This window comes from Microbacterium sp. NPDC056736 (assembly GCF_042790415.1).
Classification (GTDB): Bacteria; Actinomycetota; Actinomycetes; order Actinomycetales; family Microbacteriaceae; genus Microbacterium.
In genome coordinates this window covers 291,422-304,082 of sequence record NZ_JBHTZE010000004.1, presented here as the reverse complement: position 1 = coordinate 304,082, position 12,661 = coordinate 291,422, and the positions used below count along the sequence as shown (strand labels likewise).

Here is a 12,661-nt window from a genome sequence, read left to right as displayed (position 1 = left end):
CCTAGCCTAGAGCGCGCGCGTCGGACCGTCGGTGCGCCGCGGCAGCTCGCGCCGAGCCGGCGCCGCGGGAGCGACGGATGCCGCGCCCCGGCGTCCTCTCGGGCGCTTCGGCCGCGGGAGTGGGCACGACGGCCTCTCCGGCGAATCGCCGCAGGCCGAGGACCAGCGGCGACTTCGGTGCGACCTCGGCGATCGGCCGGCCCGCGAGGATCGCCGCGTCCGCCGAGCGCGGATCCTGGGGCAGGAACCAGACGTCGCGGATTCCGGCGAAGCGGTCGAGCGTGCGGCGGACCTGGCCGCGCGCGTCGATCCCGAGCGTGCCCGGGCGCAGCCGGTTCGCGACGACGGCGATCGGGGTGGCGCCGACGGTCGCGCGCAGGTCGGAGTGACCGCGGAGGAAGCGCGCGATCCCGACCGGGTCGGCCGCGGCGACCGCGACGACGAGATCGGCCGCGCGCAGCGCGGCGAGCGCTGCGGCGTTGCGGCGCGGGCCGTCGAGGTCGCTCACGATCTCCTCGTCGCGCTCGAGCGATGAGGCGACGTCGACCACCGTGTAGTCCGCCCACTCTCGGCAGGCGGCCAGCGCCGCCGCCACGCGACGCTCGCTCAGCTCGGGCCAGCGGGACGGGCGGTTGATGCCGGTGAGCACGTCGACGCCCGAGCGTCCGAGCGGTGTCGCGATGCGCTCGAGCTCGCTCGCGTCGAGCCCGCCGAGCTCCGCCTGGCGGCACGCGGCCGCGAAGCCGGGCCCCTCGTCGGCCAGCCCGAGCGTGAGAGCCAGCGACGGCGCGTGCGTGTCGGCGTCGACGAGCGCGACGTGGCGGCCGCCCCGCGCCAGCTCGACGGCGAGCTCGGTGGCGACGGTGGACCGTCCGGGTGCGCCCGCGGCGCCCCAGACCACGATCACCCGCGGCCGCTCCGGCGCCTCCGGCGCAGCGCCCACGGGCGCGGCCGACAGCGCGTCGGCGATGCGCCACGGCTCGATGTGCCGCTCCAGCGGCGCTTCGAGCCCGCACGCCGCGGCCAGACGCTCACCGGCGGCGTCGACGACGAGCGGCACGACGCGCGTGCCCGCGCGGTCGCAGAGCGCCACGACCGTGGGTGACATGGTGCGACGTGAGACCGCCAGGATCAGCGCGTCGGCCTCCGCGAGCGCGCGCAGCACGCCCTCCGCCTCGGCTCCCCGCAAGCCGTCGGCGGCGGCCAGCAGCGGCGCGTCCTCGGGAAGCTCCGCGATCACGTCGACGCCCTCGCGACGCAGTCCTGCGACGAGCGCGGCGGCGTCCTCGACGGCCACGACGACCTTCACGAGCCCGCCCCCGTAGCCGGGACGATGGAGAGCGCGGACTCGTCGGCCATCGCGGCGAGCGTCGCCGACACGTCGGCACGCGGGATGACGAGCTCGAGCGCGGCCGCTCCCCCGCCGATCATGGAGTCGTCCCGCGTCACCGAGACGACCGTGGCGTCGGCCACGAGCACCCGTGGCTCGTCGTACCCGCCGTCCTCGCGGATCGGTGCGGCCCAGACCTCGACGACGGCGCCGGCCCCGACGGAGGCGGGCACGTCCACGGCGCTGCGGACGACGATGTTGGTGGTGCGGGCCGACCGGGCCTCGCCGACGGATGCCGCCGGCACGAGCTCGCCGGCCTCGACGGTGCGTGTCGCCACGAGGGCGCCGGCGGAGTGCTCGGCCGGGAGGTACGCGCCGGCGAGCGCGCCGAGGGCGACATCGACGACCTCGAGGTCGCCGGGCTCGATGACCTGCCCGGGGACGAGGGTGTGGGCGGCGGCGTAGACGGGGACGGTCTGCCGCGCCGCCGTCACGACGAGCCAGACGCCGGCGACGGAGGCGGCCACCAGCAGCACGCCGAGGAAGAACCGGGCATCGCCCCAGAAGGCTCGACGCGGGGTGCGGACGGGATCGCTTGCGGCGGTCATGCGTCCATCGTCGCCGAGCCGGCGAAACGGCGTCGATCGTTATCCACAGGGTCTTCCCGCTCCGGCCCTCCCGGACACCACGGGGCGATAATGGGGGCATGTCCGATGACCCGACGTCCGCCGTGCGTCTTCTCGCCCCCGCACAGGTGGGCGAGGTGCTCGGCGTCTCCGTCGACGAGGTCATGGCGCTCGTGCTCGAGGGACGGCTGCGGGGCGTGCGGGTGGGCGCGCCGGCCCGCTGGCGCATCGAGGCTGCGAGCGTGGGAGACTACCTGGACGACCAGGCCGAAGAAGCGCGCCGCATCGCCCTGTGGCACCAATCCCAGACAGCCAGCTTCCCCGAGCTGTGGGGCGGCGGGATCGTCCGCAACCCCGACTGATCCCGGGAGGATCAGGGCAGCGCCGGAGTCGTGTCCGCCCGGATCCACGCCACGGCGGCGAAGGGAATCAGGCGGTAGCCCGAGACCTCGTCGGCACGCCGTGGCGTCCCCGGCTCGTGCAGGGCCAGGTCGAGGTGATCGGCGCCCGCTCTGTCGATGGTGCCCGTCAGGACGCGCCCGCTCGTCAGGTGCACCGCGACCCCGCCACGCCGGCGCACGAGGTCGCGCAGGACGAAGCCGAAGGTCAGCCGGTCGGCCAGCGCCGAGCGGGCGGGGCCCGGCCGCGCGGAGCGGAGCAGGTCGGCGTGCGGCGCCCCGATCGCGAGGATGGATGCGAACGGCACGATGACGGCTCCGCCGCCCTCGGCGGGCCGCAGTGCGGCCCAGCCGGCGCCGACGCCGGTGACAGCCGCCCGCAGGGTCGTCCCGTCGACGAGGTCGAACCCGTACGCCGAGGCGGCATCCGCGGCCAGCAGTGTCAGCCGTTCGGCGAGCGCCACACGGGACAGACGCAGCCGCTCCGCCTCGGTGTCCAGGGCATGGCGCTCGGCCTCCCATTCGGAGGCGAGCTGATCCTCGAGGTCGTCGAAGAACCGGTCCCAGCGCACTCCGCGAGAGTAGGGCAGATCCGCCCGCACGAGGGATGAGTTATCCACAACCTGGGCTTTCCGGGTTTTCCTGGGAGTTCGCCGTATGTTCTAATCGCAAAGACACATCCCCCATGTCAGATAGGCACCGATGGCAATGTCGCCCGCGGGTCGTGCCCGCCTCCCCCTCGCATCCCGCACCACCGAGCTCGCGGAGTTCTTCGCTCCGCAGCGCACGCCCTCCACCGCACTGCCCTCCCCCGAGCCGTTCCTGCGCAACCTGACGGTCGGCGTCCTGGAGGTCTTCGCCGGCGTGCGCGAGGTGGACCAGCTCGCCCGCTGGCTCACCGAGGACGCCTACCGCAAGCTGGTGACCCGCGCGAACCTGGCCGCGCGTGCGCGCAGCGCGCGCGGCGTGCCCGCGCGTCGGCCCGTCCACACGATCATGTCGGTGCACGAGTCCTCTCCCGCCGACGGGATCGTCGAGGCGGTCCTCGTCGTGCGCGGCCCGGCGCGCACCCGTGCCCTCGCCGTGCGCCTGGAGGGCATGGACGGCCGCTGGCGCGCGACGTCCCTCGCCCTGCTGTGAGACCGGACGCCCCCGCAGAGCGCGGGCGGCCGGTCGCTGCTCAGTCCTCGGCGTCCTTGTCGATGAGGTCGAGGAGCGACTTCAGCGCATCGCGGATCTCGTCGTGGTCGTACTGGCCCGCGCGGCTCTCCGCGGAGATCACACCGGAGCGGTGCACCTTGGCGAAGTCGCCGAACGGGAACGAGTAGGCCTTCTTGGTGTCGTGGTTCTCGCTTCGATCGACCCCGAGGTGCCAGTGCGAGTACTCGGTCCACCCCTCCTTCTCGATGAAGGCGTTCTCCTCCTCGGCGCTGGGGGCCGCCTCGGACCAGTCGTCCCGCTCGTCGCGCACGACCTTGCCGTCCCGGATCAGCGCACGCGCGTGGCGCAGCGCCGGCTGGTTCAGTTCGATGGACATGCCCAGGACGCTACGACACGAGCGGGCCACGGGTCAGGGGGTTGACGGATGCCGCGGGCCGCGGCATCCGTCTCCCGCTCACTGCTTGTACGACGCGAGGAAGTTACCCAGCCGCTCGACGGCCTCGGTGAGCACGCGCGCCTCCGGGAGCGTGACGATGCGCAGGTGGTCGGGCGTGGGCCAGTTGAACCCGGTCCCCTGCACCAGCAGCACGTGCTCGGCGACGAGGAAGTCGTAGACCAGGCGCGCGTCGTCGTGGATCTCGTGCACGTTCGGGTCCAGCCTCGGGAACGCGTAGAGTGCCCCCTTGGGCTTGAGGCAGGTGACGCCGGGGATCCGCTCCAGTCCCTCCCACGCGGCGTCGCGCTGCTCGTGGAGGCGTCCCTCCGGCGCGATGAGCGCGTCGATGGACTGCACACCCGACAGCGCCGCCTGCACGGCGTGCTGCGCGGGGACGTTCGGGCACAGGCGGGTCGACGCGAGCAGCTGGATGCCCTCGAGGAATCCGGCCGCGTGCTTCTTGGGACCGGTGATCACGAGCCAGCCCGAGCGGTAGCCGGCGACGCGGTAGGTCTTGGAGAGACCGTTGAACGTCAGGCACAGCAGGTCGGGCGCCAGCGTCGCGAGCGGGATGTGCTGCGCGTCGTCGAACAGGATCCGGTCGTAGATCTCGTCGGAGAGCAGCAGCAGCGAGTTCTCGCGCGCGATCTCGACGATGCCCTCGAGCACCTCGCGGGAGTAGACGGCGCCCGTGGGATTGTTCGGGTTGATCACGACGATCGCCTTGGTGCGGGGCGTCACCTTCGCCCGGATGTCGTCGAGGTCCGGCTGCCACTCGTCGTCGGGATCGCACCGGTAGTGCACCGGTGTGCCGTCGGCCAGACTCGTCATCGCCGTCCACAGCGGATAGTCGGGAGCGGGGATCAGGACCTCGTCGCCCTCGTCGAGGAGCGCCTGCATCGTCATGGTGATGAGCTCGGACACGCCGTTGCCGAGGTACACGTCGTCGGGGTCGAACTGCGGGAAGCCCGGCACCTGCTCGTAGCGCGACACCACGGCGCGGCGCGCGGACATGATGCCCTTCGAGTCGCTGTAGCCGTGCGCGTGGGGCACCGCCTCGATCATGTCGCGGACGATCTGGAACGGCGCCTCGAAGCCGAACACCGCGGGGTTGCCCGTGTTGAGCTTCAGGATCGTGTGACCCTCGTTCTCGAGCCGGTCGGCCTCTGCCAGTGCCTGTCCCCGGATCTCGTAGAGGACGTTCTGGAGCTTGCTCGACTGGTCGAGGCGACGGAGGGGACTCATCGCCCCAGGATATCCGCGGCCGACGAGGGCCAATCGACGCCGCGTGGCCCGGGGTCCACGGGCCACGCGGCGGTCGTGACGGGTCCTACTTCTTGCGCTGCTCGGCGGCGCGGCGCTGCGCGCGGTTCTGCGGCGCCTGCTGCGGCGCGGCGGCCGCGGCATCCGTGCGCTGGCCGAACGCCCCGCGCGGGGCCTCCGCGGGAGCCTCCTGCTGACCGGGCGCACCGGCGGCCGCGGCCGCCTGACGCAGGCGGCTGGTCGCGGCCTGCTGCACCTGTCCGCGGTCGTTGCGCACCTCGACCTCGCCGGCGTCGTTGGATGCCGAGTACTGCAGGCGCTGGTTGTCGACCGGCTGCGCACCGAGGCCCTTGGCCTCGACCTGCGTGACCTGCTCGGCGCCGGCCTCGCCCTGACGCCGCACCTCGACCTCGAGGTTGTAGAGGTAGCCGACCGACTCCTCCTTGATCTGGCCCATCATCGCCTGGAACATCTGGTAGCCCTCGCGCTGGTACTCGATCAGCGGGTCGCGCTGGGCCATGGCCCGCAGGCCGATGCCGTCCTTGAGGTAGTCCATCTCGTACAGGTGGTCGCGCCAGCGGCGGTCGAGCACCTGCAGCACCACGCGGCGCTCGAGCTCGCGCGTCGCGGCCTCGCCGAGGGTCTGCTCGCGCTTGTCGTACGCGATGCGGGCGTCGGAGAGGATCTCGCGCTTCAGCCCCTCCGCGGTGATGCCGCCCTTGCGCCCGGCGGCCTCGGCGACGACCTCGTCGATCGTCACCCCCACCGGGTACAGCGTCTTCAGCTCGGTCCACAGCGCGTCGAAGTCCCAGTTCTCGCTGTGACCGGACCCGGTGTGGTCCTCGATGACGGCGTTGATCGCGTCCTCGATGAAGTGCTGCACGCGGTCGGCGATGTCGTCGCCCTGCAGGATGTGCCGGCGGTCGGAGTAGATGGCCTCGCGCTGACGGTTCAGCACGTCGTCGTACTTGAGGACGTTCTTGCGGATCTCGGCGTTGCGCGCCTCGACCTGGCTCTGGGCGGACTTGATCGCGCGCGTGACCATGCCCGACTCGATCGCCACGTCGTCGGGGAAGTTCGTGCGCGCGATGATCGCCTCGGCGGCCCCGGACTGGAACAGGCGCATCAGGTCGTCGGTCAGCGACAGGTAGAAGCGGCTCTCGCCGGGGTCGCCCTGACGCCCGGAGCGGCCGCGCAGCTGGTTGTCGATGCGGCGCGACTCGTGACGCTCGGTGCCGAGGACATACAGGCCGCCGGCCTCGACGACCTTCGTGCCCTCCTCCGCGACGCGGTCGCGGGTGGCCTCGTACACGGCGTCCCACTCGGCTTCGTAGTCGTCCGGCGTCTCGACCGGGTCCAGGCCCTTCGCCCTCATCTCCTGCACCGCCAGGAACTCGGCGTTGCCGCCGAGCATGATGTCGGTGCCGCGGCCGGCCATGTTCGTCGCCACCGTCACGGCGCCCAGGCGCCCGGCGCGGGCGACGATCTCGGCCTCGCGTGCGTGGTTCTTGGCGTTGAGGACCTCGTGCTTGATCCCCTTCTTGGCCAGCAGGCGCGAGAGGTACTCGCTCTTCTCGACACTCACCGTGCCCACGAGCACGGGCTGTCCGAGCTCGTGGCGTGCGGCGATGTCCTCGACGACCTGGGCGAACTTGGCCGTCTCGTTCTTGTAGACGAGGTCGGGCTGGTCCTTGCGGATCATCGGCTTGTTCGTGGGGATCTGCACGACGCCGAGCTGGTAGGTCGACATGAACTCGGCCGCTTCGGTCTCGGCCGTGCCGGTCATGCCGGCGAGCTTGTCGTAGAGGCGGAAGTAGTTCTGCAGCGTGACGGTCGCGAGCGTCTGGTTCTCGGCCTTGACCGGCACGCCCTCCTTCGCCTCGATTGCCTGGTGGATGCCCTCGTTGTAGCGACGGCCAACCAGGATGCGCCCGGTGTGCTCGTCGACGATCATGACCTCGTCGTTCATCACGACGTAGTCGGTGTCGCGCTTGAAGAGCGCCAGCGCCTTGATCGAGTTGTTCAGGAACGAGATGAGCGGCGTGTTCGCGGACTCGTAGAGGTTGTCGATGCCGAGGTAGTCCTCGACCTTCTCGATGCCGGGCTCGAGCACGCCGATCGTGCGCTTCTTCTCGTCGACCTCGTAGTCCACGCCCGGGTCGAGGGTCTTGGCGATCTTCGCGAACTCGACGAACCAGCGGTTCGCCTCGCCCGACGAGGGGCCGGAGATGATGAGCGGCGTGCGGGCCTCGTCGATGAGGATCGAGTCGACCTCGTCGACGATGGCGAAGAAGTGGCCCCGCTGCACGAGGTCCTCTTTGCGCCACGCCATGTTGTCGCGGAGGTAGTCGAACCCGAACTCGTTGTTCGTGCCGTAGGTGATGTCGCAGCCGTACTGCTGGCGGCGCACCTCGGGGGTCTGCCCGGCGACGATCGTGCCCGTGGTCATGCCGAGCGCGCGGTAGATGCGGCCCATGAGCTCCGACTGGTACGAGGCGAGGAAGTCGTTGACGGTGACCACGTGCACGCCCTTGCCGGCGATGGCGTTGAGGTACACCGGGAAGGCGGCGGTGAGCGTCTTGCCCTCACCGGTCTTCATCTCGGCGATGTTGCCGAGGTGGAGGGCGGCGCCGCCCATGATCTGGACGTCGTAGGCGCGCTGGCCCAGCGTGCGCTTGGCGGCCTCGCGCACCGCGGCGAACGCCTCGGGCATGAGCTGGTCCAGCGTCTCGCCGGCCTCGTGGCGAGCGCGCAGCTCCGCCGTCTCTCCCCGCAGCTCTTCGTCGGTGAGGTGCTCGTAGTCCTCTTCGAGGGCGCCGACGGCCTTCACGACCTGCTGGAGCCGCCGGAGGATGCGACCCTCACCGGCGCGAAGCAGTTTCTCGAGGGGGTTGGCCACGGAGTGTCTCCATCTTCAGGCTTCGGGGTGCGGCGCACAGGCGCCGTTGCCGCCCGGGGTGCATGGCCCCAGGCATACCTGCCTATGTTATCCACCCGTGACCTTGGTGTGCGCTGGGTGGCGCGGCATCCGGCGTGGCACATTCCGAGTATGCATATACTCAGCATGTACATACTCGGTATGCAGATCGGAGACGATGGTGTCGGTGCGACAGAGCCTGTTGGCGATCCTCGACCAGGGGCCGTGCTACGGCTACCAGCTGCGGGCGGAGTTCGACCGCCGCACCGGCTCGACCTGGCCGCTCAACGTCGGCCAGATCTACAACACGCTCGACCGCCTCGAGCGTGACGGGCTCGTCGAGAAGGACGACGTCGACGAGCAGGGGCACGTCTACTGGCAGATCACGGATGCCGGATCCGCCGAGGTCTCCGACTGGCTCGCCTCGCCGGTCGAGCGCGGGCAGGGCACGCGGGACGAGCTCGCGATCAAGCTCGCCGTCGCCGCCACCCTGCCGGGGGTCGACGTGGGCGCGATCATCCAGACGCAGCGACGCGCGTCGCTGCGCCAGCTGCAGGAGCTCAACCGCGCGAAGTACGCCGGGGCATCCGCCGACGGCGCATCCCCGTTCACGCCGGAGGAGCTCGCCTGGTCGCTCGTGGTGGACTCGATGATCTTCGCCGCCGAGGCCGAGGTGCGCTGGCTCGACCACACCGAGCAGCGGCTGGCGCTGCATCCGGATCACGCGATGGCCCTCGCGCTGTCCACCGATCGGCCCAAGCGCGGGCGGCCCGCGAAAGATCGGGTCGTCGACCGGGCCGAGGGCGAGCCGACACGCGGAGCCGGGTCGCCCGCCGTTGCGGCCGAGGTCAACCGATGACCGCGGTGCTGCGCCTCATCGGCGTCACGCAGCAGTACGGCGCGGGTGAGACGGCCGTCTCGGCGCTCTCCGGGGTGGATCTCGAGGTCGCCGCGGGCGAGCTCGTCGCGATCATGGGAGCGTCCGGATCGGGCAAGTCGACGCTGCTGTCCATCGCCGGAGGCCTTGCCACTCCCACCACGGGCGAGGTCGTCGTGGACGGGGCCTACCTCAGCCAGCAGTCGCCCCGCAGCCTCGCCGCGCTCCGCCGCCGCTCGCTCGGCTTCGTGTTCCAGGACTTCAATCTCATCCCGACCCTCACGGCGCTCGAGAACGTGACGCTGCCGCTCGAGCTCGACGGCTTCCGGGCCAGGGCGGCGCGCCGTGCGGGTCGGGATGCTCTCGCCTCGGTCGGCCTCGACGACAAGCTGCACTCCTACCCCGACGATCTGTCGGGCGGTCAGCAGCAGCGCGTCGCGATCGCGCGCGCCGTCGTCGGCGGGCGACGGCTGATCCTCGCCGACGAGCCGACGGGTGCGCTCGACTCGGTGACGGGCGAGATGGTGCTGCGGATGCTGCGGGCGCGGGTGGATGCCGGCGCGGCCGGCATCCTCGTCACGCACGAGGCCCGGCACGCCGCGTGGGCGGACCGCATCGTGTTCCTCCGCGACGGGCGGATCGTCGACGAATCCCGCCGCGACGGCGCCGAGACCCTGCTGGCCGCGCGGTGACGCTGCTCGAGGCCCCGCCCCAGGCCGCACCACGTCAGGGGCCCGATGCCGCTCCCCCGCGGCGCCGCGGATGGTCGAGCCTTCGCGCCGACCTGCGTCTCGCGCGGCGCCAGGTGCGCCGGACGAGGGGGTCGAGCACGCTCGTCCTGCTGCTCGTCGCGCTTCCGGTGGCCGGGCTCACCGGCGGCGCGGTCTTCTGGCAGAGTCACGTCCCCAGTCCCGCTCAGAGCGCGGAGCTCGAGCTCGGCGGCAACGACGCCTGGATCGAAGCGGTCGGCGGGCCGGACCCGACCCGGTCGCAGGCGGTGGACGTCCCCTGGGACCACACCGTCGAGACCGATCCCGAGACCGGGATGCCGGTGAACGAGGTGCTGCCGAACGCCACCGACCCCGGCGCCTTCATCCCCGCGGTTGCGACGGTGCGAGAAGTCGTCCCGTCGTCGTCCGTCGCCGTCGAGACCGCGGGAGGCGTCGGATGGCTCGAGACGGTCGTCGGCGACGTGTGGGATCCGGTGTTCGAGGGCGTGTACATCCCGCTCGAGGGCCGGGCACCGGCATCCGCCGACCAGATCATGGTGAGCCCGGGAGCGCTGGAGAGACTCGGCGCGCGGATCGGCGATGACGTCGTCTTCGTCGACGCGGAGCGCACGATGGAGATCACCGGCACGATGCGTCCGGCGAGCGCGCAGGCGTCGGTGGAGGTGCTCTTCCTCCCGGCCGCCGCGGCGGCGGTCGCCGGCGACGATCCGTTCGTGCGCTGGTACGTCGAGGGGTGGCAGCCGGATGTCGCCGAGCTGGAGGAGCTGAACCACGCGGGCTTCGTCGCCTATGCCCGCGACTTGGTGATGGACCCGCCCGCCGACGCACGCCGCAGCGAGTGGCGCCCGGGTGGGGCCGAGCTGTGGAGCATCATCCTCGTCGGCGGCATCGGCGCCGTCCTCAGCGGCTACATCGTGGTGCTGCTCGCGGGAGCGGCGTTCTCGGTCGCCGCGCGCCGGCAGCAGCGGGCGCTCGCCATGGCCTCGAGCGTCGGCGCGTCGCGCGCCGACGTGTTCCGCATCGTGGTGTTCCAGGGCACCGTGCTCGGCGTGATCGGGGGCGCGGTCGGCGTCGCAGTGGGTGTGGCGGGCGCCGCCGCGGCCCTCGCCTTCACCGACCGGGGCGCGCGTGGCACGTCCTGGGGCAACTTCGGCCTGCAGGTGCCGTGGCTGCTCATCGTCCCGATCGCCCTCTTCGCCGTGCTGGTCGGCACGGTCGCCGCGGTCGCACCCGCGCGAGCGGCGACGAAGGGCGACGCCCTGTCGGCATTGCGCGGGGCGCGGCGACCGGCGCTCCTGCGCCCCCGGCGACCGTTGTGGGGAATCCTCGTGATGGCGACGGGACTGGCCGGGCTCGTCTTCGGTGGGGTGTACGTGGCGGCGACCGTCGCCCTCGGCGAGGACGGCGACCAGCAGAGCCCGCTCTTCTTCGCGGCGCTGTACGCGGTCGTCCTGGGTCCGCTGGTCTTCCAGATCGGCGTCCTCATCCCGTCGCACTGGATCCTCGTGCAGATCTCGCGGGCGCTGTCGCGCCTGGGCCTGGCCCCTCGGCTCGCCAGCCGCGACGCGGCCGCCACTCCCTCCCGCGTCGTCCCGGCGTTCGCGGTGATCGGCGCGTGCGTGTTCGCGGCATCCTTCGTCCTCTCCATGACCGCGCTCACAGCCGCCTCCAACGCGCGGTGGCACTGGTACATGGCGCCCGAGGGGGCCGTCGTCGTGCACACCTGGCAGGACGGCACCGACGATTCCGACCGCCTCGTCGACGCGGCGGAGGAGCTCGTGGCGCCGACGGACCCGTCGTCCGTCGCGTGGGCCTTCAGCACCGTCTGGCCCGAGGTCGATCCCTCGACCGGCGAGACGGTCGATCCCGATGCCCGGCAGTTCGCGGTCGCCCGGCAGGGGTACGACGGGTGCACCGGCGACTGCCTGCAGCCGTACGATGCGGCATCGGGATCACTGTGGATCGTGGCGGCGGACGATCTGGGCACCATTCTCGGGACGAGCGTCGACGCCGAGGCGCTCGAGGTCGTGCGAGACGGCGGGATTCTCGTCACCGAGCCCGACTACGTCGACGGCTCGGGCGAGGTCGTCGTCACCGAATGGACACCCGAGGGGTATCAGGCACTCATGGCGTGGAACGGGTCGGAGCCCGGCTCGCCGCCGAGCGCAGCGGCTCCGTCGGCCCAGCACCGGCTCGATGCCGCGGTGGTGGACCTGGGGTGGCAGCAGGCCTTCGAGCTCATCGTCACGCCCGAGACGGCCGCTGCTCTGGGGATCGTCACCGTGCCCGGACAGCTCGTCGCGGTCTACGACGAGCCCCTCGACCAGGTCACGGTGGACGAGCTCACGGGCGAGAGCCGCGACCTGCGCGTGTCGGCGAGTGCCGGCCTGTCGGTCTCCGTCGAGGACGGGCCGGACCCGGTCGAGCCGTGGCTCTGGCTCATCGTCGGCGTGACGGTCGTGCTCGTGCTCGGAGCCTCGGCGGTGACGCTCGGGCTCGCTCGCTTCGAGCGCCGCCCCGACGACGCCACCCTCACCGCGATCGGCGGGGGACGGATGCTGCGCCGCAATGTCAACGCATGGCAGGCGGCCGTGATCGTGGGGATCGGCTCGGCGGTGGGCACAGCGACGGGCTACCTGTCGGTGTGGGGACTCGCGACCGCGAACGCCTCGGCGTTCGATGTGGCAGACACACCCTGGCTGTGGCTCGCCGTGCTCGGCATCGGACTGCCGGTGGGCATCACCCTCGCGGCGTGGCTCGTGCCGCCGCGGCAGCCGGATCTCACCCGCCGCACGGCGATCGCGTGAGATGACGCAGCGGATGCCGCGACCTGCCGCCGTCGTGTGGACCGAGGCGGCCGGCGAGCCGCGGGCGCGGCATCCCTCTCGCTGGCCCCTCCCAGGAGCGCCCCGGTACGCTGAA

General features: G+C 72.0%; 11 protein-coding genes. 5 read left to right on the top strand and 6 right to left on the bottom strand.

Going from position 1 to position 12,661, the window contains the following annotated elements:
- Position 1: 1 nt before the first annotated feature.
- Both ACFRAL_RS10790 and ACFRAL_RS10785 read right to left on the bottom strand, forming a co-directional pair.
- Positions 2–1,309: a CpaE family protein gene (locus ACFRAL_RS10790; protein WP_378882607.1), complete on the bottom strand. Its 1,308-nt coding sequence runs from the start codon at positions 1,307–1,309 to the stop codon at positions 2–4.
- Positions 1,306–1,938 carry an SAF domain-containing protein gene (locus ACFRAL_RS10785; RefSeq protein ID WP_378882604.1) on the bottom strand — a complete coding sequence of 211 codons (633 nt, stop codon included), beginning with the start codon at positions 1,936–1,938 and terminating at the stop codon, positions 1,306–1,308. The genes ACFRAL_RS10790 and ACFRAL_RS10785 overlap by 4 nt, the downstream gene beginning before the upstream one ends.
- Positions 1,939–2,036: 98 nt before the next feature.
- Between ACFRAL_RS10785 and ACFRAL_RS10780 the strand changes: the two genes are divergently transcribed.
- A complete protein-coding gene (locus tag ACFRAL_RS10780) occupies positions 2,037–2,318 on the top strand; it encodes a helix-turn-helix domain-containing protein (protein WP_378882601.1) in 282 nt (93 codons plus the stop codon).
- 11 nt (positions 2,319–2,329) lie between these two features.
- On the opposite strand, the gene ACFRAL_RS10775 is transcribed toward ACFRAL_RS10780, so the two are convergent.
- Positions 2,330–2,926: a hypothetical protein gene (locus ACFRAL_RS10775; RefSeq protein ID WP_378882598.1), complete on the bottom strand. Its 597-nt coding sequence runs from the start codon at positions 2,924–2,926 to the stop codon at positions 2,330–2,332.
- Between the two features lie 130 nt (positions 2,927–3,056).
- On the opposite strand from ACFRAL_RS10775, the gene ACFRAL_RS10770 reads away from it, so the two are divergent.
- A complete protein-coding gene (locus tag ACFRAL_RS10770) occupies positions 3,057–3,494 on the top strand; it encodes an Rv3235 family protein (RefSeq protein ID WP_336398505.1) in 438 nt (145 codons plus the stop codon).
- Positions 3,495–3,534: 40 nt separating this feature from the next.
- Here the strand turns inward: ACFRAL_RS10770 and ACFRAL_RS10765 are convergent, their stop codons facing one another.
- The 3 genes from ACFRAL_RS10765 to secA form a co-directional block, all read right to left on the bottom strand.
- Entirely contained in the window at positions 3,535–3,891 is a 357-nt protein-coding gene (locus ACFRAL_RS10765; RefSeq protein ID WP_336398504.1) for a hypothetical protein, read from the bottom strand.
- 78 nt (positions 3,892–3,969) lie between these two features.
- Positions 3,970–5,196, bottom strand: coding sequence for a pyridoxal phosphate-dependent aminotransferase (locus ACFRAL_RS10760; protein WP_336398503.1), 1,227 nt, complete (start codon positions 5,194–5,196; stop codon positions 3,970–3,972).
- An 85-nt stretch (positions 5,197–5,281) separates the two neighbouring features.
- Positions 5,282–8,113, bottom strand: a complete 2,832-nt coding sequence (secA, locus tag ACFRAL_RS10755; RefSeq protein WP_336398502.1) for a preprotein translocase subunit SecA — start codon at positions 8,111–8,113, stop codon at positions 5,282–5,284.
- Between the two features lie 199 nt (positions 8,114–8,312).
- Here secA and ACFRAL_RS10750 point away from each other — a divergent pair, with 199 nt between their 5' ends.
- The 3 genes from ACFRAL_RS10750 to ACFRAL_RS10740 are packed head-to-tail and all read left to right on the top strand — an operon-like array spanning position 8,313 to position 12,546.
- On the top strand, positions 8,313–8,990 hold the full coding sequence (locus tag ACFRAL_RS10750; protein ID WP_336398620.1) for a PadR family transcriptional regulator: 678 nt from the start codon (positions 8,313–8,315) through the stop codon (positions 8,988–8,990).
- A complete protein-coding gene (locus tag ACFRAL_RS10745; RefSeq protein ID WP_378882594.1) occupies positions 8,987–9,700 on the top strand; it encodes an ABC transporter ATP-binding protein in 714 nt (237 codons plus the stop codon). The genes ACFRAL_RS10750 and ACFRAL_RS10745 overlap by 4 nt, the downstream gene beginning before the upstream one ends.
- A complete protein-coding gene (locus ACFRAL_RS10740; RefSeq protein WP_378882591.1) occupies positions 9,697–12,546 on the top strand; it encodes an FtsX-like permease family protein in 2,850 nt (949 codons plus the stop codon). Before ACFRAL_RS10745 ends, ACFRAL_RS10740 begins: the two co-directional genes overlap by 4 nt.
- Positions 12,547–12,661 lie beyond the last annotated feature (115 nt).

Bases quoted from the DNA above. Each gene is read 5' to 3' on its own strand.
- ACFRAL_RS10785 (WP_378882604.1), bottom strand. From the start codon at position 1,938: ATGACCGCCGCAAGCGATCCCGTCCGCACCCCGCGTCGAGCCTTCTGG.
- ACFRAL_RS10780 (WP_378882601.1), top strand. From the start codon at position 2,037: ATGTCCGATGACCCGACGTCCGCCGTGCGTCTTCTCGCCCCCGCACAG.
- ACFRAL_RS10770 (WP_336398505.1), top strand. From the start codon at position 3,057: ATGGCAATGTCGCCCGCGGGTCGTGCCCGCCTCCCCCTCGCATCCCGC.
- ACFRAL_RS10765 (WP_336398504.1), bottom strand. From the start codon at position 3,891: ATGTCCATCGAACTGAACCAGCCGGCGCTGCGCCACGCGCGTGCGCTG.
- ACFRAL_RS10760 (WP_336398503.1), bottom strand. From the start codon at position 5,196: ATGAGTCCCCTCCGTCGCCTCGACCAGTCGAGCAAGCTCCAGAACGTC.
- ACFRAL_RS10745 (WP_378882594.1), top strand. From the start codon at position 8,987: ATGACCGCGGTGCTGCGCCTCATCGGCGTCACGCAGCAGTACGGCGCG.